At 40.6% G+C, this 20,998-nt stretch carries 18 protein-coding genes; 4 read left to right on the forward strand and 14 right to left on the reverse strand.

All coding sequences use genetic code 11. The annotated features are described in order from the left end of the window. Positions 1-167 precede the first annotated feature (167 nt). Positions 168-815 (reverse strand): HD domain-containing protein, encoded by a 648-nt coding sequence (locus tag HS960_RS22560; RefSeq protein ID WP_088163158.1) that lies wholly within the window; start codon positions 813-815, stop codon positions 168-170. After that, positions 808-1,986, reverse strand: coding sequence for a THUMP domain-containing class I SAM-dependent RNA methyltransferase (locus HS960_RS22565; protein WP_153844545.1), 1,179 nt, complete (start codon positions 1,984-1,986; stop codon positions 808-810). The genes HS960_RS22560 and HS960_RS22565 overlap by 8 nt, the downstream gene beginning before the upstream one ends. A 77-nt stretch (positions 1,987-2,063) precedes the next feature. Here HS960_RS22565 and HS960_RS22570 point away from each other — a divergent pair, with 77 nt between their 5' ends. Both HS960_RS22570 and HS960_RS22575 read left to right on the forward strand, forming a co-directional pair. Beyond that, positions 2,064-2,438: a DUF3127 domain-containing protein gene (locus HS960_RS22570; RefSeq protein ID WP_075994416.1), complete on the forward strand. Its 375-nt coding sequence runs from the start codon at positions 2,064-2,066 to the stop codon at positions 2,436-2,438. 195 nt (positions 2,439-2,633) lie between these two features. Further along, positions 2,634-3,098 carry a copper resistance protein NlpE gene (locus HS960_RS22575; protein WP_182330668.1) on the forward strand — a complete coding sequence of 155 codons (465 nt, stop codon included), beginning with the start codon at positions 2,634-2,636 and terminating at the stop codon, positions 3,096-3,098. Between the two features lie 21 nt (positions 3,099-3,119). On the opposite strand, the gene HS960_RS22580 is transcribed toward HS960_RS22575, so the two are convergent. The 5 genes from HS960_RS22580 to HS960_RS22600 form a co-directional block, all read right to left on the reverse strand. After that, positions 3,120-4,121, reverse strand: a complete 1,002-nt coding sequence (locus HS960_RS22580; protein WP_182330669.1) for an acyltransferase — start codon at positions 4,119-4,121, stop codon at positions 3,120-3,122. A gap of 15 nt (positions 4,122-4,136) precedes the next feature. Next, complete coding sequence (locus HS960_RS22585; protein ID WP_075994414.1) at positions 4,137-5,291, reverse strand: MFS transporter; 1,155 nt, start codon at positions 5,289-5,291, stop codon at positions 4,137-4,139. Between the two features lie 63 nt (positions 5,292-5,354). Continuing rightward, positions 5,355-5,786, reverse strand: a complete 432-nt coding sequence (locus HS960_RS22590; RefSeq protein ID WP_228280109.1) for a fumarate hydratase — start codon at positions 5,784-5,786, stop codon at positions 5,355-5,357. 105 nt (positions 5,787-5,891) lie between these two features. Next, positions 5,892-7,289 (reverse strand): class II fumarate hydratase, encoded by a 1,398-nt coding sequence (gene fumC, locus HS960_RS22595; protein ID WP_088163154.1) that lies wholly within the window; start codon positions 7,287-7,289, stop codon positions 5,892-5,894. 130 nt (positions 7,290-7,419) lie between these two features. After that, positions 7,420-7,989 carry a hypothetical protein gene (locus tag HS960_RS22600; RefSeq protein ID WP_075994411.1) on the reverse strand — a complete coding sequence of 190 codons (570 nt, stop codon included), beginning with the start codon at positions 7,987-7,989 and terminating at the stop codon, positions 7,420-7,422. Positions 7,990-8,300: 311 nt separating this feature from the next. On the opposite strand from HS960_RS22600, the gene HS960_RS22605 reads away from it, so the two are divergent. Then, positions 8,301-9,911, forward strand: coding sequence for a S41 family peptidase (locus HS960_RS22605; protein ID WP_075994410.1), 1,611 nt, complete (start codon positions 8,301-8,303; stop codon positions 9,909-9,911). Here HS960_RS22605 and HS960_RS22610 read toward each other — a convergent pair. The 5 genes from HS960_RS22610 to uvrA form a co-directional block, all read right to left on the reverse strand. Next, on the reverse strand, positions 9,901-11,064 hold the full coding sequence (locus HS960_RS22610) for an endonuclease/exonuclease/phosphatase family protein (protein WP_227550057.1): 1,164 nt from the start codon (positions 11,062-11,064) through the stop codon (positions 9,901-9,903). The genes HS960_RS22605 and HS960_RS22610 overlap by 11 nt on opposite strands. Beyond that, positions 11,009-11,887, reverse strand: a complete 879-nt coding sequence (locus tag HS960_RS22615; protein WP_182330671.1) for a rhomboid family intramembrane serine protease — start codon at positions 11,885-11,887, stop codon at positions 11,009-11,011. The genes HS960_RS22610 and HS960_RS22615 overlap by 56 nt, the downstream gene beginning before the upstream one ends. A gap of 11 nt (positions 11,888-11,898) precedes the next feature. Next, a complete protein-coding gene (locus HS960_RS22620; RefSeq protein WP_153844313.1) occupies positions 11,899-12,585 on the reverse strand; it encodes a rhomboid family intramembrane serine protease in 687 nt (228 codons plus the stop codon). A gap of 12 nt (positions 12,586-12,597) precedes the next feature. Further along, a complete protein-coding gene (gene mutL, locus HS960_RS22625) occupies positions 12,598-14,484 on the reverse strand; it encodes a DNA mismatch repair endonuclease MutL (RefSeq protein ID WP_153844312.1) in 1,887 nt (628 codons plus the stop codon). Positions 14,485-14,787: 303 nt separating this feature from the next. Continuing rightward, positions 14,788-17,628 (reverse strand): excinuclease ABC subunit UvrA, encoded by a 2,841-nt coding sequence (uvrA, locus tag HS960_RS22630; protein ID WP_182330672.1) that lies wholly within the window; start codon positions 17,626-17,628, stop codon positions 14,788-14,790. A 157-nt stretch (positions 17,629-17,785) separates the two neighbouring features. Between uvrA and HS960_RS22635 the strand changes: the two genes are divergently transcribed. Further along, entirely contained in the window at positions 17,786-18,841 is a 1,056-nt protein-coding gene (locus tag HS960_RS22635) for a DUF2157 domain-containing protein (RefSeq protein ID WP_182330673.1), read from the forward strand. Positions 18,842-18,844: 3 nt separating this feature from the next. Here the strand turns inward: HS960_RS22635 and HS960_RS22640 are convergent, their stop codons facing one another. Next, complete coding sequence (locus HS960_RS22640; protein WP_182330674.1) at positions 18,845-19,519, reverse strand: response regulator transcription factor; 675 nt, start codon at positions 19,517-19,519, stop codon at positions 18,845-18,847. Between the two features lie 80 nt (positions 19,520-19,599). Beyond that, on the reverse strand, positions 19,600-20,943 hold the full coding sequence (locus HS960_RS22645; RefSeq protein ID WP_153844308.1) for a sensor histidine kinase: 1,344 nt from the start codon (positions 20,941-20,943) through the stop codon (positions 19,600-19,602). Between the last annotated feature and the right edge of the window lie 55 nt (positions 20,944-20,998).

Here is a 20,998-nt window from a genome sequence, read left to right on the forward strand (position 1 = left end):
TACCGATTAAGATGTTTATGGTAAAAAATCGACCCCTAATGATAGGATCATTTCTTACAAATCTGTTTAAAAGCTGATTTTACATAAGACAAAAAAAGTGGTACTTTTTATCTCGATGTACAAGATCTAAAGTACCACTTTTATATTTAGGAATTGTTAAGTGTAATTTATTTTTTACCGTTCCATTCGGCCATGAACTCATCTAGGAAGCTGAGCATATAATCATGGCGATGCGCTGCGATTCTTTTCGCTGCTTCTGTATTCATCTTATTCTTTAACAATAGTAGCTTTTCGTAGAAGTGATTGATTGTAGGAGCTTCCGAATGCTTGTACGCTTCCTTATCCTTATATTCCTGAACAGGAACGTTGGGATTATACATCTCACGGCCTTTGTTTCCGCCAAAGCTAAACGCGCGGGCAATACCTATTGCGCCAATAGCATCTAGACGGTCAGCATCTTGCACGATCTCCATCTCTTTTGAATGGAATGAAACTTCACCTAAACTTGCTTTGAAAGACATGTTGAAGATGATTTTCTTGACATGGTCGATGATCTCAGGCGAAATTTCTAGACTTGCCAAAAACTCTCCGGCAACACGAGGGCCTATTGTTTCGTCGCCATCATGGAATTTACTGTCAGCGATGTCATGTAATAGCGCTGCCAATTCGCACACCATAACATCTGCTTCTTCATCTTCTAAAATTAACTTCGTATTGTTCCATACGCGTTGAATATGCGACCAATCGTGGCCTGCTTCTGCAAATTTCAACCGGTCTTGCACAAATGCTACTGTGCGCTCAATAATGTTATTCATACAATACTTTTGTTTTTTCGCGAGTACCCTCGTATAATTCGTATTCTAATAATCTACAATCTAATTTACCATTATAAAATTCTATACGTCGGGATGCGCGCAACCCGATTTTCTTTGCCAGATCTGGATTTCCAGTAAATATATAGCCTCTATAACCTTTGCATTCCTGTTTCATGAAATCTCCCATACGCTTATAGGTAATTTCTAGCTTGCTGTGTGTGCCCAAACGTTCACCATATTCAGGATTGAATAAAATGACACCTCCTTCTTTAGGAACGTGTGTTTCGGCAAAATCGCATACTTCAAATGAAATTAATTGCTCTACACCAGCAGTTCTTGCGTTCATCTTGGAGACGTTGATAGCCTCTTCCGAGATATCACTTGCGATAATTTGCGGAGCCGCTTTTTTATTGATCTGATCTTTAAGTACGCGACGCTCCTGGAAGAAAACTGTTTCATCATAACCAATGAAATGCATAAATGAATAGTTCATGCGTAATAATCCAGGTTTTCTGTTTGTTGCAATCAGAGCTGCCTCGATAGCTAAGGTTCCGGATCCACACATCGGGTTCACAAAAGGAGAATTACCATCCCATTTGGACGCAATAATAGTAGAGGCTGCCAGGGCTTCCAACATTGGCGCTTTTCCTGGGATCTTCCGGTAGCCATGTTTCGCTAATGTTTCACCTGAGGTATCGAGAAAAATTTCAGCACGGTCATCTTTCCAGTACAAGTGCACAACCGCTTTATTATTGTCTGGGCCTGAATTAGGGCGCATACCCTTTTTTTCCTTGATACGGTCCACGATTGCATCCTTAACTTTGACGTTTGCAAATAATGGTGTGCTGATTGTCTCATTGTCTACATTGGAGCTGACAGAGAAGTATCCGTCAAATTGAATGAGTTCTTCCCATGCGATTTGACTCAATTCTTCATAGAGCTCCGTCGGATTATTGGCCGTAAACTCTTTTAACGAATACAAAATCTGAGATGCTGTGCGCAGGTTCAGATTGAGCTTGATCGTATCGTTTATACTGACCTTTAATTCTACTCCTGTAGGAAATGCCCTGACAATGTCAAAACCTAACTCTTTAACTTCCTGTTGCAAATAAGGTGATAAGCGCTTATTGCACGTTATAATAACTTTATTGGGGGTGTTGAAAACTTCCATCATATTTTGTACAAAGTTAATTAAACTCTTCCTCAAAAATTGCTTAATTTTACGCTTTAATATTTATTTTTTTGATTATGGAAATTAGAGGAAAAGTACACGAGATAGGAGCGACACAACAAGTGACAGAATCATTCAAAAAACGTGATATGATTGTAGCTTATGCCGAAAACCCACAATTTGTTGAGTATATCCGTTTTGAATCAACACAAGACAGAACGTCAATTTTTGATAACCTAGCAATTGGTGAAGAGGTAGAAGTATCTTTTAATCTTCGTGGTCGTCCTTGGACTAATAAAGATGGCGTAACAACTTATTTCAATTCATTGGTAGCATGGCGTGTAACAAAATTGGGTAATGCTGCTCCAGCACCATCTTCTCCAGGTTACGCAGATATGCCTGCTCCTGTAGATTTGGCTGGTTCATCAGATGATGATGATCTACCATTCTAATCTGAATAGGATTTTATGCACTATCGCCCTTGCGGTAGCCAATAGATTATTTGAACTGTAAACAATCCGGTTATTTACAATAGAAAGGCTTCTTCAAGAAGCCTTTTTTCTTTCATAGCATCAGTATGGGCACCTGATTTTTCTTGGCGCTGAAATTGCTTGCTATACGGTGTCGTACATCAAAAAACAACAGATATGAAATTATCCGTATTATTTCTTTGCTTAGCAGCAGTTTCGCTAAGTGCATGCAATCAAACTTCAAAAGAGAGCCAGCATGCTACAGCAGATTCTTCAGTACATGAGACTGCGGCAGTAGATACTGCCCATACATCACAAAACTCACTGGATTGGGCTGGTACCTATGAAGCTACTATTCCCTGTGCAGATTGTGAAGGTATCAAAACCAATATCACCTTAAAGAATGATAATACCTTTGCCATCGTCAGTGAATATATTAATAAAAATACCAAGGTTGAGGATACTGGTAAAGTCATGTGGCATGACAACGGATCCGTTGTTCATCTCACAGGGAAAGAAACAAATATGAAATTGAAGGTCGGCGAAAATAAGCTGATTGGACTAGATCAGGAAGGCCATGAGATCGATGGTCCCAATGCACATCTCTATGTGTACAATAAGGTCGAAGGAGAGAAACTGTAAAACGAAGCTCCAATAACTGAATTAGCCGCTGACGTATTTACCGTAGGGAACTTTTCGGAGAAGATACGTCAGTAAGGCACTCGCCAACAGGGTGAGAACCGTTGCTACCGGGATTTTCCACAAAGTGGGCAACTGAAGCAAAGGATGAATATAATTCAGTAATAAAATATGGCATAAGTAAATGCCAAAGCTGTGAATGTCGATAAATTCCCAGAAGGCACTGAGCTGTTCTGGGAGTTTAAGACCTTGTACGAAGATGAATAAAAAGCCTCCACTCAATGCGATATTTGGCGAAAGATAGTTGTAAAGTGTCGGGTCAAATTCTCCGCGAGAAACACTCAAATGCGATGTCCCCGAAGCTGTAATTAAACAACAGATCAGAAAAAATGTAAAACTTGATAATTTTACCATTTGGATTGGATAATTACGTAAATAATGCCCCAATACAAGGTAGCCCGCATACCCCGAGAAAAAGGTCAGGTCAAAATTAGGTAGGTAACTATTGAACCATTTATTCGTAAAAAATAACGCTGCAAACCACAATCCCAAAAAGATCTCAAGCTCCCTTTTACTGCAGTTTCCAACAATTTTGCGTATGAAAGGAACTGCAAGGTAGAGCCCAAGTATCATGTATAGATACCAAAGGTGTGCATTCGTTCCTGATTTTAAGCGAATTAACACAATGTTAATAACTTGTGGAAAACCAATATAGTCAAAATCAATGTACCGAATAAAATAATAGAGAAGATAGACGATCGTCCAAAAAAGAAAAGGCGGGACAATTTTTAACAGACGTTTCCGATAAAACTGTCCCGTACTTTCATCTTTCTGTAGCAGCAGAGCGCCTGAAATAATGACAAACAGGGGTACCGCAAAGCGCGAGAAGCTATTGAGCCAATTGGCATAACTCCAGTCGAATGACTCAAAGTCATTGCTGTTTAGGTAGCCCGAAGAGGAATGAATCAAGATAACGAGGAATATCGCAACAATACGTAGTACACTGATATAACTGGTTCGCGCCATTTGATTATGCTGTTTTTATTGACTTTTACTGTCGTAGGCTTTCAAATACAGCAGGGTTAGGAGTGCGCCAATACTCGCCATGCCCACGCCAACAAGCGAAGGTGTGTTATAAGCTAAACCCAACGTTATTGGAATTCCACCTAAAAATGCACCTAAGGTATTGCCGAGGTTAAAGGCAGCCTGGCCACCTGCCGCAGCCAATGTTGCAGCTTCTTTTGAAGCGCGGATTAACATCAGTTGTGTCGGCGAACCAATAGTAAAAGATACCAGTCCAGTAATAAATGCCAAAGGATAAGCTGTCCAGCCCAATGGCGATATAAAGTAAACCATCACAAGGCATAGCGCCATGGCGGAAAAACTAGCGATCGCAGCTTTGGTTGGGGAGATTGTATCGGCCAATTTTCCGCCAATAAGATTCCCGAAAAACATACCGACACCGATCAGGACCATAATCAGTGGTACACGATCTGCAGCGATGCCCGACACATTGGTCACTAAAGGCGCGATGTAACTGATCCAGGCAAAAAGTCCACCGGTACCGATGGCGATAATAGCCATTAATAGCCAAGCAATTTTTTTGTTGAAGAAGTTGAGTTGGCTAAAGATGTTATTCCCTTTGGAAGCTTCAATTTTTGGCATCCAAGCATAAATTGCTGCAAAAGTGATTAACCCCAATACACTGATGATACCATACGTCAAACGCCATGAATAATGATGGCCGAGGTAGGTTCCTAGCGGTACTCCAGCCAAATTGGCAATGGTCATTCCTGTAAACATAATGGATATAGCCTGGGCCTCTTTTCCCTTTGGTGCCAACCGAGCAGCAACAACAGATCCAACACCAAAAAATGCACCATGCGGAAGCCCCGCCATAAAACGGGAGAGACTGATCAAAAATTGACCTGGAGCAATACTAAATAGGCCGTTGAAAATAAAGAAGAGCAACATTAAAAAAAGTAATACCTTCTTTGGCGGATATTTTCCCGTAAATAGGACTAATGTTGGGGCACCTACAACAACACCCAGTGCGTATAGTGCAATCAGGTGCGCGGCAGTAGGGATCTCGATATGAAGATCTTTGGCAATATCAGGCAGGATACCCATCATCGTGAATTCGGTCATTCCGATGGCAAGTCCGCCAAATGCCAAAGCGATAATTCCTTTGTTCATTGTATTTTAAGGTTGAGGTTGTACGATAATGGTACGAAGATAATAAATAGATTGTACTAAAAATTATTGATACCTTTTTTGAGGGACACAAGTAATATTTTTAGTCTTTCTTAAGATGATCTGACGTTGATCTAATCTGCTTTCCAGTACCACCGAATCCGCAGCATGATAAACGACTTTAAAGCGGGGGATATACTGGCCGGAAAGATAGCAGCCTGAAATTTTCTGCTTGCCATTCTCCTTGGTATAAATGCCATCGACAATGATAGAGTCTCCACGCAAAACATAAATACCCTTTGCATGTTCTGTCCAGGATCCATTTTTGTAACAGCTATCCGGGATTGTTTGTACTTTATTGTTGACGTGCATGGTCGCGTAAACAGAATCACAGGTAAACTTGAAATCGGTCAAGGCATACTGCATCATCTGCTGTTGTCCTGGAATACTGTCTTGGACCCATTCTCCCTGTAAAAAGGGAGCGCCTTCGTTCTGCATATCCGAATTGAATTTGCATGCAGTAAAAAAGAAAAACATACCTATGGCAACTGCCAATAGGTATGTCTTTGTTCGTATATTTTTTATTGAAATAAAAGTCACAGCTTATTTTAAACTTCCAACCATATCTTCTGGTTTTACCCAAGCATCGAAATCTTCAGGAGTCACATAACCTAAGCGTACCGCTTCTTCTTTAAGCGTAGTGCCGTTTTTATGTGCTGTTTGCGCGATTTCTGCTGATTTGTAGTAACCAATTTTTGTATTCAGTGCCGTTACTAACATCAATGAGTTGTCTACCAATTCTTTGATGCGTTTGTAGTTCGGTTCAATACCAGCTGCACAGTGCTCTTCAAATGAAACACAAGCATCACCCAATAGGCGAGCAGATTGTAAGAAGTTTGCGGCCATCAATGGTTTGAACACGTTTAGTTCATAGTGACCTTGCGTTCCACCAATCGTAATCGCCACATCATTACCCATCACTTGCGCCGCAACCATTGTCAATGCTTCACATTGCGTTGGATTAACTTTACCTGGCATAATCGATGACCCTGGTTCGTTTTCAGGGATCAAGATTTCACCGATACCTGAACGTGGGCCAGAAGCCAACATACGGATATCGTTTGCAATTTTATTTAATGAAACAGCCAATTGCTTCAATGCACCGTGTGTTTCAACGATTGCGTCGTGAGCAGCCAATGCTTCAAATTTATTTTCAGCGGTTACGAAAGGTAGGCCTGTAAATTCAGCGATATATTTAGCAACGACAACGTCATAGCCGTTTGGTGTATTTAATCCTGTACCTACAGCAGTACCTCCCAATGCAAGTTCTGACAAATGCGAAAGTGTATTTCTTAAAGCTTTCAGACCATGGTTCAATTGAGCGACATAACCTGAAATCTCTTGACCTAGAGTCAACGGAGTAGCATCCATTAAGTGTGTACGGCCAATTTTAACCACGCTTTTAAACTCCTCAGCTTTTTTTGCCAATGTGTCACGCAATTTTTCTACACCTGGAATGGTAACTTCAGCAACAGCTTTGTAAGCCGCAATATGCATTCCTGTAGGGAAAGTATCGTTAGATGATTGTGATTTGTTTACATCATCATTTGCTTTTAACACAGGTTCACCTTCACCGATTTTATGTCCAGCCAATACTTGTGCACGGTTTGCTACAACCTCATTCACATTCATATTGGATTGCGTACCCGAGCCCGTTTGCCAAATAACCAATGGAAATTGATCATCCAATTTGCCCGCCAAGATCTCATCACATACTGTAGCGATCGCATCACGTTTCTCTACAGGTAATACCCCCAACTCGTGGTTAGCATAAGCAGCTGCTTTTTTCAAATAAGCAAAGCCTGCGACGATTTCGTGTGGCATTGAAGCTGCCGGTCCGATTTTAAAGTTGTTGCGTGAACGCTCTGTTTGTGCACCCCAGTATTTGTCTGCAGGTACTTGAACTTCACCCATTGTGTCTTTTTCAATTCTGAATGACATAGTATGTAAGTATAAGTAAAACGTAAAAATTAAAAGCATATGTGCAAAGCACATCATACATCACTCACAAAGTTACAGGATAATACAGTAAAGAACAAGGATTAAAGCATAAAGACACAATAAGCAGGTTTTAAAAACCAAGACGTTTTGTCAAGGAATCATTCACATGGTGGAAAACCTGTTTCGGTTTTAACGTCCGCCAGGGAATCACGTTCAATGTACCACCGAAATTAATGTAATAATCTATATTTTGCTGCTGGAATTCTTCGATAACATGCTCACGGAAACCAATGCCCGCAATCCATCCGTCCTCGATATCCTGAAACCATTCCTCATAGTAAGAGTCGTCTGAAGCATGAAAATTCAGTACATTCTCTCCAATTAGAATAAAATACTTGATCCCTTGACTGATCAATACATCGATAATCTCTCGCTTGAGCAACATGATGTCATTGTAGATAGCATCATTCCATTCACCAATCAGTTCGATAATACAGTACTGTTTCTCATAGTCTACAAACAGTATTTTCAGATATAAGGTAAGCGAACCGAATTCATCCCATTGTGGGTGCAAAAGAAAATTATAGATCTGTTTGTCAAAATCGAATTCGCTGTAGACTGTACCATAAAATGGGGATTGTTCATCTTCAGCGGCAATGTAATAGTCCCGCCAATTGTAATAAGGTTCGATTTCGTGCATAAAGTGGAATCTTTTTCAATTCAAACTAAGATAAATTTACGCGAATTTGCAAGTTAAATTATAGGGATCATTGTCATGTATTGAAATTAAATGTTTGGCACTCCTACGAACTGTTTGGTTATGATTTTTGATAAAGACTTTTAATCATGGACAGCTTTGTTTCCTGACCAAAACAATGACGTGAACTTTTTGTTTTTAATGTAAAAATATGGGTTCAAAAACTCGTTTAACCGAATAAACTTGCTATTTTTGATAAAGTAATTAATTGTTGAATAGTTTGTCTCATCTTCGGTAATTCATGAAGATTTCCCATGCAGAAAAGTATTAAACGAAATATTTTTGTAGCCGCTACATATGCTGCAGTATTGCTTCTCGGCTTGCTGTTGGGACAAAATTATGCCGAGGAACAGGGAAGTAACCAGAAAACAACCTTTTCAAGTTTGCGCTCCAATGGCAATTCTGATAAATTACAATATCTCATTCAATTAATTTCCGAGAATTACGTCGACAATGTCAGTATAGACACCGTGCAGGATGAAGCCATTGAGCATGTTGTTTCCCGCCTGGATCCTTTTTCCACCTTTTTGAAACCCAATCAAGTGCTAGCAAAGCAGGAAACGCTTGAGGGAACATTTGATGGTATCGGAGTAGAGTACTTTCGCCTGAAAGATACGCTACTTGTTGTTGGGATGGTTGCAGCTGGTCCCGCTGAGAAAGCAGGTATGCGTATCGGCGACCGCATTTTAAAGATCGGTAATAAGGATCTTGTCGGAAGAAAGGTTGCCGAATCCGAAATTGAAAAACTGATCCGCGGAAAGAAAGGAACAGCTGTATTGATCTCCATTCAACGCAATGGAGTAGTATTGGGCAATCCAATAAAAGTCATTCGTGATCAGGTAAATGTTTCGAGTTTAGATGCATCGTATATGATCGCTCCGAAAACGGCTTATGTGAAAATTCGAAGATTTGGACATAAGACAGCAGACGAATTCAGGCAGTCACTCATTGACTTACGAAAAAGCGGAGCTCAAGATCTTATTTTGGACCTACGTAATAATGGTGGCGGATTTGTACATACGGCAATTGATCTGGCTGGTCAATTTTTCAAAGAAAAGAGACTGTTGATGTATACCGAGGGTGCAAATGAACTGCGCCAGGATTTCTATTCTGAGAAGGCGGGAGATTTTGGTGATGGCCGGGTCATTGTGCTGATCAATGAAAGCACAGCATCAGCGAGCGAAATACTGAGCGGTGCTCTTCAGGATTTGGATCGGGCAACTATTGTCGGCCGCAGATCCTATGGCAAAGGTTTGGTGCAAGAGCAATTTGATTTTTCAGACGGTTCTGCAATCAATCTGACTGTGGCTCGCTACTATACACCGCTTGGAAGATGTATTCAGCGAAAATATGCACGGGCGAATTTTGATGCGGCAAAATACATGACAGGCTTCGATCTATGGACAATGGATACCGAATTCAGCCAAAAGGAAATGTTTACAACCAGCAAAGGAAAGCTTGTCTTCGGTGGTGGCGGTATTCTTCCGGACGTGACTATCCCGATTGACACCAATGAAACCAGTGCCAAGTACCGCGAGATATTTCATTCCAATGCAATCGAAGAGTTTGTTTATGATCGTTTCACGAAACATCTGCCGGCATATTCTATCGAGAATTTTATTAGTGGCTATCACTTGCCAGCAACAGAATTTGATCTATTCATTTCATATCTTAATAGCCAAAAGCGGATCGCGGTCACAGCCAAAGAAGCAAAAAACTTACATGATTTAATTCAATCCGATATCGAGGCCTTGGTAGGTCGATATTATTTTGGTCGTGAAGCATATTACAAAATCAAAAACCGAAGAGATAAATTTATTGAAATAGGTCTTAAAACGTTGGGGTATCAAATGCCTAAGGTTTAAGTTTAAGATCAGACCATACAGGATAATGATCCGACAATTTCTGTTTGACAATCTGATAGTTCATCACCTGAAATTTCTGGCTGGCAAAAATATAATCGATCTGGAATATCGGAAGCAGGGCATGATGGGTTACTCCCCAGCCATTACCTTTCTCCTTAAATGCATTGTACAGCCCGTCTCCAATTAGATTGACCGAGTAACTCATTGGAGTATCATTGAAATCACCTACCGCAATATAAGGATATTGACATTCATTCATATGTTTCTTTAACGAATGCGCCTGTTCGCTACGAAGCTCGAAGGCATTCTTAAGTTTGCGGCTCAATTTACGTGTCCTCGAATTATCCGATTCATTATTATTGGACAGATTTTGGATAAATTCCTTGTCTTCATTTTGAAGCGCAAAAGAACGGAGATGTATATTATAGATGCGAATCAGTGTATCCTGTTTTTTGATATCTACATAACTAATCCGGTTGATTCCGTAATCGTTGTCTCTGATGGTACCTGAATCATAGATTGGGAAGCGGGACAGGACAGCCATTCCATAAGCCTCGTAATCGTTTTTAGAACTAGGCTCAAAGAAAAAATAATCATAGCCCAGTTTATCCTTGAATTCTTCGGAGAACACATGTTTTCCTTTGATCTTGCTAATATATTCCTGAAAGCAGATCACATCGGGAGATATGCTGTCAATAATTCGGACAACGTCGGCTTTAAAGTTTTTTTTCTCATCGTTTACTTTTTTGAACAAATGAGCATTGAAGGTCATGATGCGCAGGGTACGTGTCTCGGAGGATACAGGGGCATTCTCTTTGCGAATGTTCCAATGTTTAGTTAAAAAAGGCCATCCAATGAGGATTGTTACGAGTGAATAAAGAGCAATTTTCCGTTTGCGGAGTAGCCAATAAAAGATAAATCCAATATTGATAAGAAGAATTGGAAGGTAGCCCAGGCCCATAAATGCAATGGGCCAAAAAGATTTAGGATTAATGAAGGTCGCCGAATAGCTCATAAGCAATGCAACGATCGCAAGCATATTTGCCAGGAACATTGTTTTACTTATAAAGCCCAGTTTTCTTCTTAAAAATGTCCTTTTATCCATCAACCTTGTCACCACTATTGCTTGCCCTAAAGAGCGTTTCTTTTTCATGGTTCGTTAGACTGTCGTAGCCAGAAACAGAAATTTTATCTAAGATAGCATCGATTTCGTCCTGATTGGGTAAGTCATAACGATGTTTCCGATTTGTCGGAATATTGTTACCTACAACGACTTTCATTTTTGCAGGCTTCTTTTGTTTTTTCTGAAAAATTGTAGACCAGTCCATCCCCGATTTTAGCGCATAAGTGAATCCCATTCCAAAAAGTATAACTGCAAAATACGAAATGGCTGCTGGTCGATTAGTCATGGTAAGCGCAAGGAATTCCAATCCAAAATAAATGATAGCCACCAACTTTAGTTTCACAGTACCAATCAGCAGAAGTCGTAATTCATATTTGGGAACCAAAGTGACAATTGCCGCCAATACTGCTGCCAACGGGAGAGAGCCGCCCATGAGCTGAACGCTGTCAGAAACGGGAATAAGTGACCCAAAGCCCACATAAAGAACGCTGCCGAGCAGCCACGAAGCGATATAGACAAATAGAAATTGCCGCTTGTTTAAGAAGGTAAAAAAGATCTGACCGACCCAATAGAGCCAAAGACTATCAAAAAGTATGGTCAGAAGCTTGACGTAAACAAAATTCGATGTGATTAATGACCAAGGCTGTGCAATAAATGCTGAGAAATTATTCGGTAAACTCAACCGGCGTACAATAGGCTCCAAAAAGCTTTGTGGTACAATTTTTAATTCGAAGAGTAGATCTAAAAAATAAATGAGGACAAATAAACAGACCTGAATACTGATCACCAAAGGTACGGGCGAGCCAGTTTTATAGGTTTGTCTCCAAAAATCTTTTAAACCGATGTTATTCATTGCGCACGATATTAATAAATTCCTTTTCTAATCTTCCACAGTTTAAGCAGTAGATAGCCAAATAGTGCACCACCGACATGCGCCAGGTGAGCCACAGAATCTCCTGGTCTAGACAAGCTCATATAAATTTCGATGAGGATGAATCCACCGATCATATACTTTGCTTTGACTGGTACAGGAATAAACAAAAATTGAAGTGGTATGTTTGGAAAAAGGTAGGCAAATGCTAATAGAACACCATAAATGGCTCCTGAGGCCCCCAACATCGGAATGAGGTAAGTTAGTGCTTCATTATTTCCGGTATTGGCCATGGCAATAAGTTCGTTTCCGCTTATGCCGTGAAGTGGAGCGAAAGAACCTGTCGCATTATAGAGTTGTATACCATTTACAGCTGTATAAAGAAACCAGGCACCGATTCCCGAAACCAAGTAGAAATTTAAAAAACGTTTTGACCCAAGTACCTGCTCAATCATAGGACCGAACATAACCAGGGAAAACATATTGAAGAAAATATGGGTAATATTGTTCTTGTCATGCATAAACATATGCGTAATCACCTGCCAGATTTTAAAATAAGGGGAGTCTGGATAATAGACCGCAAGATAATCATATGCTGCAGGTACAAGTTGTGATCCAATATAAAATATGATATTGATGATCAATAAATTCTTGATAACAGGTGTCAGTTGTGGAAACATATATTTTATCTTCTAATTTTTACCAAATTTTTCCGCTAATTCTTGCAATGTAAATGTTACAATTACAGGGTTGCCATAAATGGAGATATTGGGTGAGTGACAAGCAAAAAGTCTATCCACAAGCTCCGCCATCGCTGTATTGTCCAATACGGTACCGGGCTTAATGGCCGCATTACGGGCAAGACTCTTGGCAAGATTTTCTCGCTTAGCGAGCTTATACTCAGATTGATTGTTTTTGTAATCCTCCAATATTTTCTCAATCATCTTTATTTCGTCGAATCCTGTTCCTAAGTCTGCAGGAATTCCGTCAATAATATAGGAATTTTTTCCAAATTCACGAATTTGAAAGCCTAAGCCATTGATGTCCTCCAGGAGGTCTTTCATTAATTCATTATCTGCAGCATTCAGGTCCAAAGTCTGTGGAAACAAACTTTGTTGACTCAGACCTTTATGTTGGTCCAGTTGCGCAAGAAATTGTTCAAAGAGAATACGTTCATGTGCAGCCTGTTGATCGATTAGAATAAATCCAGAGTGAATCTGAGAAACAATATATTTATTATGGAGCTGAAAAAAGAGCTTTGAGGATGACTTATCTTCGGCCTGAATGGTCTGTGAGTTATCCGTATGCAATTCTGGCTCCGCATGCAATGGCAGCTGAACAGATTCCTCCTTTTCGACAATCTGGTACAAGGAATCCCAATTGCTGGGTATGCCACCTGTTTTCTTACTGAGTCCCTCAGCGTAGCTTTCCGAGCGCGTGTAGCTCGAACCAGATTTTGATTTGTCTGTATCAAATGGATTGAAGTTTGGATTAAAAGTTACCGTTGGAACGATAATTTCATCCAATGCCTTTTTTGTGATGAGATTGGTGAAGCTCGTTTCCTGTTCAAAATCCAAAGATGGCATGATATTGTACCGTCCCAATGATCTTTTTACGGCTGAACGGATAATGGCGTAAATAGCCTTATCGTCTTCATACTTAATTTCGGTCTTGGTAGGGTGTACGTTGATATCGATGCGTGCTGGATCTATGTCGATAAATAAGACATAGAAAGGAAATGTTTCGGCCTGTAAGATATCTTCATAAGCATTCATGACCGCATGGTGCAGGTAGGGATCACGTACAAAGCGTTTGTTGACAAAGAAAAACTGTTCACCACGTGTTTTTTTTGCAAATTCAGGTTTTCCCACAAAACCTTCTACCTTAATGATGGATGTATCTTCTTCCACAGGGACAAGTCGCTGATTGTAATTGTTTCCGAAAATATGGACAATACGTTGTTTCAGCGTCTCAGCTGGCAAATGGTAGATCTCATTTCCGTCACTATGTAAGGACAGGAAAATCTGTGGATTTGATAAGGCAATACGTTGAAATTCATCAATAATATGACGCATTTCTACGGAGTTACTCTTTAGAAAGTTCCTTCGCGCAGGAATATTGTAAAAAAGATTTTTAACTAAAATATTTGTTCCGGCAGCAACAGCTTCCGGGTATTGGTTGACAACTTTTGATCCCTCTATCTCAACAACTGTACCCAGTTCATCTTCGATGCGGCGTGTTTTGAGCTCTACCTGTGCAATCGCAGCAATGGAGGCCATTGCTTCACCACGGAAACCCATTGTGCGGATAGCGAATAAGTCTTCAGCCTTACGAATTTTCGATGTTGCGTGACGTTCAAAACAAAGACGAGCATCAGTTACGCTCATGCCACAGCCATTGTCAATGACCTGGATCAATGACTTGCCTGCATCTTTAACAATAAGTTTTATTTTGTCAGCTCCAGCATCAATAGCATTCTCAATCAATTCTTTAATGGCAGACGCTGGTCGCTGCACCACTTCTCCCGCCGCAATCTGATTAGCAACATTATCTGGAAGTAATTGAATAATATCCGACATATAATACAAAGTTAAGAAATATCCATATTTACAGCGTATAAACACTGATGAAAATCAACCGGACATTCCGTATGTTCTTTAAAAGCAAAAACCTTTAATGTGTTCATTTATACAAATGAAAATGGATGGCGTTGATAAATAGTTGCGCCCTCTTCCTCGGCCGTCAAAGTCAGTGTGCGATATCTATTACCCCTGTAAGACAAAGCCCAAGGAGTTGGAAAACATTCCTGCGCAATAACCGAGCCATCCCGGGCAAACAGCAGCCGTGAAACATAATACTTCGCGGCTGCTGTCTCAAAGGTATTACATTTCTAATTTTAAGAAACGTGCTGTTTCGCTTTTATTATTCTTAATTAAGTTTTCAGGTGTTCCTTCAAATAGAACCTGCCCACCGTCTTTGCCACCTTCGGGACCGATATCAATGACCCAATCAGCCGATTTAACGACATCAAGGTTGTGCTCGATGATCAAAATGGTGTTCCCGCGCCCGACCAGGCGATTGATAACGCCCATAAGAACATTAACATCTTCAAAGTGAAGACCTGTTGTCGGTTCATCAAGGATATAGAATGTATTTCCAGTGTCTTTTTTAGAAAGTTCAGTAGCCAATTTTACCCGTTGTGCCTCACCTCCCGATAAGGTTGTCGAGGACTGTCCTAAGGTGATATAACCCAAACCTACATCCTGCAGTGTTTTGATCTTTCGGTAAATACTCGGTACATTTTCGAAGAAATCCACAGCGTCGTTGATGCTCATATCAAGTACATCGGAAATGGATTTTCCTTTATAGCGTACCTCTAAAGTTTCTCGGTTGTAGCGTTTTCCGTGACATGTTTCACAAGGAACCTGTACATCGGGAAGGAAATTCATTTCGATGACTTTCAGCCCGGCTCCCTGACAGGTTTCACAACGACCACCTTTGACGTTAAAGGAAAATCTTCCTGGTTTATAGCCTCTGATCTTAGCTTCTGGAAGCTGAACAAACAAGGTTCTGATATCCGAAAATACACCAGTATAGGTCGAAGGGTTGGACCGTGGTGTACGGCCGATAGGACTTTGGTCGATCTCGATGACTTTGTCAATATGTTCTAACCCTTCAATTTTTTTGAAAGGAAGTGGAATTGCTTTGGCTCTGAAAAAATGTTTATTCAAAATCGGGTATAAAGTACCTGTGATTAGGCTTGATTTACCCGAACCTGAAACACCCGATACAACAATGAGTTTTCCTAATGGAAAAGAGACAGACAGATTTTTTAAGTTATGTCCGGTTGCTCCATGTAATGACAATGTTTTTCCATTGCCCTCACGGCGTTTCTCAGGAATCTTAACCTCTTTTGTTCCGTTGAGGTAAGCTGCTGTTAAAGAGTTTGATTTTAGGATTTCTGTTGGTGTACCTTCGGCAACCACAGTGCCACCATGAACGCCTGCAGCAGGTCCCATGTCGATAACATGGTCGGCATGTAGGATCATGTCTTTATCATGTTCCACAACAAGGACCGAATTGCCAATATCGCGTAGGTTTTTAAGCGCATTGATCAAACGTTCGTTATCCCGCTGATGGAGCCCAATACTGGGCTCATCCAGAATATAAAGTACATTCACCAGTTGGGAACCAATCTGTGTGGCCAGACGGATCCGCTGTGCTTCACCACCCGAAAGTGTTTTAGCTGTACGATCCAAGGTCAAGTAATTTAGGCCGACATCCAGCAGGAAGCCTAAACGTGCGCGGATTTCCTTTAATATCTCCGTTGCAATAATGAGTTGGCGTTCATCAAGTTTGCTTTCAACCTGATCAAACCATTCTTTGATGGATGTAATGTCCATCGTTGAGAGCTCATGGATGTTTTTATCCGCAATTTTAAAATGTAAAGACTCTTTTTTCAGACGCGCTCCCGCACAGGTTGGACAGGTCACTTTTGTTCTGAAGTCATCTAAAGAAGGCGCCTCATCCGATGATTTTCCCGAAAACTCTTCCAGCATCTTAAAGATTCCTTCAAATTCAACACGATATTCACGTGTGCCATAACTTCCATAAGATACCGTGACAACGATAGGCTCTTCCTTATTGCCAAATAAAAGCTGATCAATCTGTTCTTCAGTTAGTTTTTCAAGCGGTGTTGTAATCGTAAAATCTAATTTTTTTGCGACAGCTTTCAATACTTCCGAAGTCCAATTTTCCCGGGTAGGTCCCAAAGGGGCCAAACCACCTTTTTGAATACTTAGTTTTTTATCCGGAATAACGGCATTCTTATCAATTTCAAAAATATAGCCCAAACCATCACATGTAGGACAAGCACCGTATGGGGAATTGAATGAGAAGGTATTTGGCTGTGGCTCATCATAAGAGATGCCCGATTCGGCATCCATGAGATAACGGCTATAGAATTGCTCCTGATTATCTTTCGTGGAGACCTTGATGATACCTTTCGCTGTTTTCATCGCCTGCATCACTGAAGTCTGTAAGCGCTTTTTATCTTCACGCTCTACTTTCAGACGATCTACGACGATTTCAATATCGTGTATTTTGTAGCGGTCAACCTGCATTTTTGGAACAAGGTCCAATATTTCTCCATCCACACGTACCTTCACATAGCCTTGCTTACGGATTTGTTCAAACAACTCACGGTAGTGGCCTTTACGTCCCTTAACCACTGGAGCCAGGATGTTCAGGGCCTGTCCTTCAAACTCAGTCAAAATCCGTTCGATAACCTGATCGTCCGACATACGCTCCATTTTCTTCCCGGTCACATGGGAGAAAGCTTCTCCTGCTCGGGCAAATAGTAGACGCATAAAATCATACACTTCAGTAATGGTTCCAACAGTGGACCTCGGATTTTTGCTAGTGGTTTTCTGCTCAATGGAGATCACTGGACTTAAGCCCGATATCTTGTCCACATCCGGACGTTCCATGCCTCCCAAAAACTGACGGCTGTAGGCACTGAATGTCTCCATATACCGACGTTGTCCTTCGGCATAAATGGTGTCAAAAGCCAAGGAAGACTTTCCGCTGCCACTTAAGCCTGTGATAACAACCAATTCATTTCTCGGAAAAGAAACATCTATATTTTTTAGATTATGCGCACGCGCTCCAAATACCTGAACTTCACTTTGTTCGCCCAAATCTGGGCTTCTTTTTACTGCCATGAAAACTCCTTAAGGTCCCCGTGTGAGGGATTAAATGCAAAACATGCAAAATTACAGATTTTAAAGGAATTATGCGAGCCTATCTGACTTTTGGAACAAAATGTGATATACAAGTGATTTAAAAAAATAATGTACCTTGCACAGTAAATCTAAATTTATGCGAAAATACGACGTCAGCAAACAAGAGAAACAATCGATCGACGATATTGTCCAATTTTGGAAGAAAGAGAACTTATTGGATGAACAAAAAGCGAACGAGCTGATGGATAGTTTAGACGTGAAAAGTTTTGATTGGGGACAACTGGCTAGATACGCTTTTTGGATTGCCTTGGCATCTCTGGTCTTTGCTGTTTTTTCGTTGTTTACAGATGCATCATTTTTGGCCTTTGTGGATACACTCTACGAAGCACCTAATATCCTATTTTGCTTCTTTTTCGCCGCCGTGGCTGTATTATTCTATACGCTGGGTTTTCGGTATAAGAAACGTTATCCTTATAAAAATCTATCCACGGAAACCATGATGCTGATTGGGGTTTTCGGAACTGCGGCCTGTATCGGGTTTATGGGTAAAGTATTGGATAAAGACACGATGCACTATTCCTTGTTATTTTTACTCTCCGTGGTGATTTATGGCTTTCTTGCCGTTAAGCTCGAGAGTAAGCTGATTTGGACGTTTATGCTTTTGGCTTTGGGAGTATGGTTTGCGACCGAGACTGCCTACCATAGCAATTGGGGATTTAAGTTTTGGGGAATGAACTACCCACTGCGTTTTACCATTTTTGGGACACTGATAACCGCGTTGGCTGTTTGGATTCAACCCAGGTCTGAAAAGCTACAAGTCTTTCAGCCCATTAGTTATATTGTGGGATTGATCTATCTGATGATATCCTTGTGGACCCTTTCTATTTTTGGAAATTATGCTGATTTCTATGAATGGACGACTGTACGTCAATACCATATGTTCTACTGGGGTATTTTATCCACTGCCGTGTCGGTATTCCTGGTTGTCTACGGCTTAAAAGCGAAAGATAATGTCAGCAGAGAAGTAGGCTTTGTATTTTTAGTGCTCAATATCTATACCCGTTATGTCGAGTATCTCTGGGATAATATCAATAGAGCAGTGTTCTTTTTGATTTTGGCCGTGTCCTTTTGGTTTGTCGGCCGTTGGGCAGAGAAATTATGGAACAAACGGAAGGAAGAGATTGCTGGATAACCCTTAAAATTGAATCGTAAATCCGACACCTCTATTCGAACTGATGCCTAGATTGGGATCCAGGCTTAAGTATTTGCGGATCCGGGTAATAAAGACATCCATGCTCCTTCCTGTAAAGAAATCTGCATTTCCCCATACCTTTTCAAGGATTTCTTCACGCGTGACAAGCTGACCATTGTGTTGCCATAGAAAGAGGAGAAGTTGGGCTTCACGTTCAGTGAGCTTAAATTGTTTCAAAGTATGGCTTAATAATAATTGTTCGGGATGGAATAGATACTTCCCGATGGCGATCGATTTTGGACTACTATTTTTCTGATTCCGCTTTAATATATTCTGTATGCGAAGCAATAGTTCCTCGGGATCACAAGGTTTAGTGACATAGTCATCGGCACCGATTTTTAGTCCCGTGAGCTTATCTATTTTTTGCTCCTTGGCTGTTAAGAAGATAAAGGGTAAAGCAGGGTATAGTGCATTGATTTCTTTGGCCAGGCTAAAACCACTGATTTGAGGAAGCATAACATCAAGTATAACCAGATCGTAATCGGCTAGCTGCTGGAAATTTTCCGTAAGATCATTGGGCTGCGCTATCCAGTCTATGGCAAATGTGGATAACTCAAGGTATTGCTTGAGCATAAAACCAAAATCTGGATCATCTTCAACGAGTAATATTTTATTCATTTTTGTCTTAAGTAGTTAAGTTAATACAAATGCTTTAGTCTATGGCCGCCTATTTCCTTTCCACAGTTTATCCTTGTTGGTTATATTTCCGATGATAGGACAAGTGCATGCGGCAGCTGGATTTTAAACGTAGTCCCTACATTGGGTTTGCTGGTTACAGTAAGCTGTCCGTGATAACGATCGACGATTTTTTTTACAAGGAAAAGACCGATTCCCAGGCCTTTGGTGTCGTGAACATTGTCTTTTTGGATGCGGTAAAACTTGTCGAAAATATAAGGTAACTCGGACTCCTCCATGCCATAACCATTATCCTGTATACAAACCGAGAGTTTACCTTTCTGATCCTCAAAAAAGATATTAATCCAAGTTGCACCATATTTTACGGCATTGTTCATCAGGTTCTGAAATAGTGTTGTCGCATCATTTGGACTCAGACATAATTTGCCGTCAGGCAAGGGACTTAATTGGAATGCGATAGCGGAGTTGGTCAATTGAAAATCGTCGAAAATAGCTTGAAGTTCTGTACTGGTGACAGGAGGCTGATCAATAGTTTGAAGATTTTCGTTAAGTGGATCAAGGGTTTGTTCCAAGCGATTTACTTGTCGTTCAATGACCGTTATAATGCTTTCGTCTGTTGATTTTCGAAGTGTTTTAGCGGCAATTTTCAGGGTTGCAATAGGTGTTTTGAGTTCATGTGAAATATTGTCGACGACATCGTGCAGTACGGTGATCTGTTTCTGCTGTTTTCTGAGATTCTGAATGGTTCTATAAAAAAGCCAAAGAAAAGCGGCTAGAATAAATAAGGTGCTCAATAGGAGCGAAGTAAGTTCTTTGAACAATATCCAGTTGAGATTCGTTACCTCAAAGGAAGTTTTCCGGTGTACAAAAAAGGTATACAAGATCTCTCGGCTTTGGATACTGTCTTTGATTTTCTGTGTTTCCGTTTTTTCAGTTATCCATTCGCTTGAAGAAAGCTCTACGGGTTGACGAAACGTTCCATTTGTTATGTAGACAGTGATAGGCCCCGCTGCGATTTGTTTTTCTAGGTTCTTGAAGTAAATACCCAAAATTTCCTTTTTCAGGATAACATCCATTCCCAAGGGTTGAAATAGGCTGTCGACATATCGCGTGAGCTTCTGGGAAGTTTTATGGGCATTTGCGCGGTATAGCTCTTTTAGTTTTTCGGCTGTTATCTCATTTTTAACCAATTTGATGTAGTAGTCTCTAGCAATATCCTTGCTCATTAAATCATCATCAAAAAGCTTGTCGTTGTCATGAAGCTTGCCCAGCTTACTTTTCACAGTGGCAAAAATATCACGCTGTTTGAGCTGATAGGTATTGTACAATTGATACCCCTGTATGCCAATAAGTACGGCAAAAAATAACGTAAAGAGGACGATATAACTTTTGGGCTTCAATTCCATACACAAATATAACTGCTGACGGCTAAGATAATATACCTTAACCCAGTATTAACCC

Origin of the sequence: Sphingobacterium paramultivorum, assembly GCF_014109745.1 — a bacterium.
Taxonomy (GTDB): domain Bacteria; phylum Bacteroidota; class Bacteroidia; order Sphingobacteriales; family Sphingobacteriaceae; genus Sphingobacterium; species Sphingobacterium paramultivorum.

Excerpts from the sequence above, each read along its gene's own strand:
- HS960_RS22560 (WP_088163158.1), bottom strand. The coding sequence starts at position 815 with ATGAATAACATTATTGAGCGCACAGTAGCATTTGTGCAAGACCGGTTG.
- HS960_RS22565 (WP_153844545.1), bottom strand. The coding sequence starts at position 1,986 with ATGGAAGTTTTCAACACCCCCAATAAAGTTATTATAACGTGCAATAAG.
- HS960_RS22570 (WP_075994416.1), top strand. The coding sequence starts at position 2,064 with ATGGAAATTAGAGGAAAAGTACACGAGATAGGAGCGACACAACAAGTG.
- HS960_RS22575 (WP_182330668.1), top strand. The coding sequence starts at position 2,634 with ATGAAATTATCCGTATTATTTCTTTGCTTAGCAGCAGTTTCGCTAAGT.
- HS960_RS22580 (WP_182330669.1), bottom strand. The coding sequence starts at position 4,121 with ATGGCGCGAACCAGTTATATCAGTGTACTACGTATTGTTGCGATATTC.
- HS960_RS22585 (WP_075994414.1), bottom strand. The coding sequence starts at position 5,291 with ATGAACAAAGGAATTATCGCTTTGGCATTTGGCGGACTTGCCATCGGA.
- HS960_RS22590 (WP_228280109.1), bottom strand. The coding sequence starts at position 5,786 with ATGCAGAACGAAGGCGCTCCCTTTTTACAGGGAGAATGGGTCCAAGAC.
- fumC (WP_088163154.1), bottom strand. The coding sequence starts at position 7,289 with ATGTCATTCAGAATTGAAAAAGACACAATGGGTGAAGTTCAAGTACCT.
- HS960_RS22600 (WP_075994411.1), bottom strand. The coding sequence starts at position 7,989 with ATGCACGAAATCGAACCTTATTACAATTGGCGGGACTATTACATTGCC.
- HS960_RS22605 (WP_075994410.1), top strand. The coding sequence starts at position 8,301 with ATGCAGAAAAGTATTAAACGAAATATTTTTGTAGCCGCTACATATGCT.
- HS960_RS22610 (WP_227550057.1), bottom strand. The coding sequence starts at position 11,064 with ATGAAAAAGAAACGCTCTTTAGGGCAAGCAATAGTGGTGACAAGGTTG.
- HS960_RS22615 (WP_182330671.1), bottom strand. The coding sequence starts at position 11,887 with ATGAATAACATCGGTTTAAAAGATTTTTGGAGACAAACCTATAAAACT.
- HS960_RS22620 (WP_153844313.1), bottom strand. The coding sequence starts at position 12,585 with ATGTTTCCACAACTGACACCTGTTATCAAGAATTTATTGATCATCAAT.
- mutL (WP_153844312.1), bottom strand. The coding sequence starts at position 14,484 with ATGTCGGATATTATTCAATTACTTCCAGATAATGTTGCTAATCAGATT.
- uvrA (WP_182330672.1), bottom strand. The coding sequence starts at position 17,628 with ATGGCAGTAAAAAGAAGCCCAGATTTGGGCGAACAAAGTGAAGTTCAG.
- HS960_RS22635 (WP_182330673.1), top strand. The coding sequence starts at position 17,786 with ATGCGAAAATACGACGTCAGCAAACAAGAGAAACAATCGATCGACGAT.
- HS960_RS22640 (WP_182330674.1), bottom strand. The coding sequence starts at position 19,519 with ATGAATAAAATATTACTCGTTGAAGATGATCCAGATTTTGGTTTTATG.
- HS960_RS22645 (WP_153844308.1), bottom strand. The coding sequence starts at position 20,943 with ATGGAATTGAAGCCCAAAAGTTATATCGTCCTCTTTACGTTATTTTTT.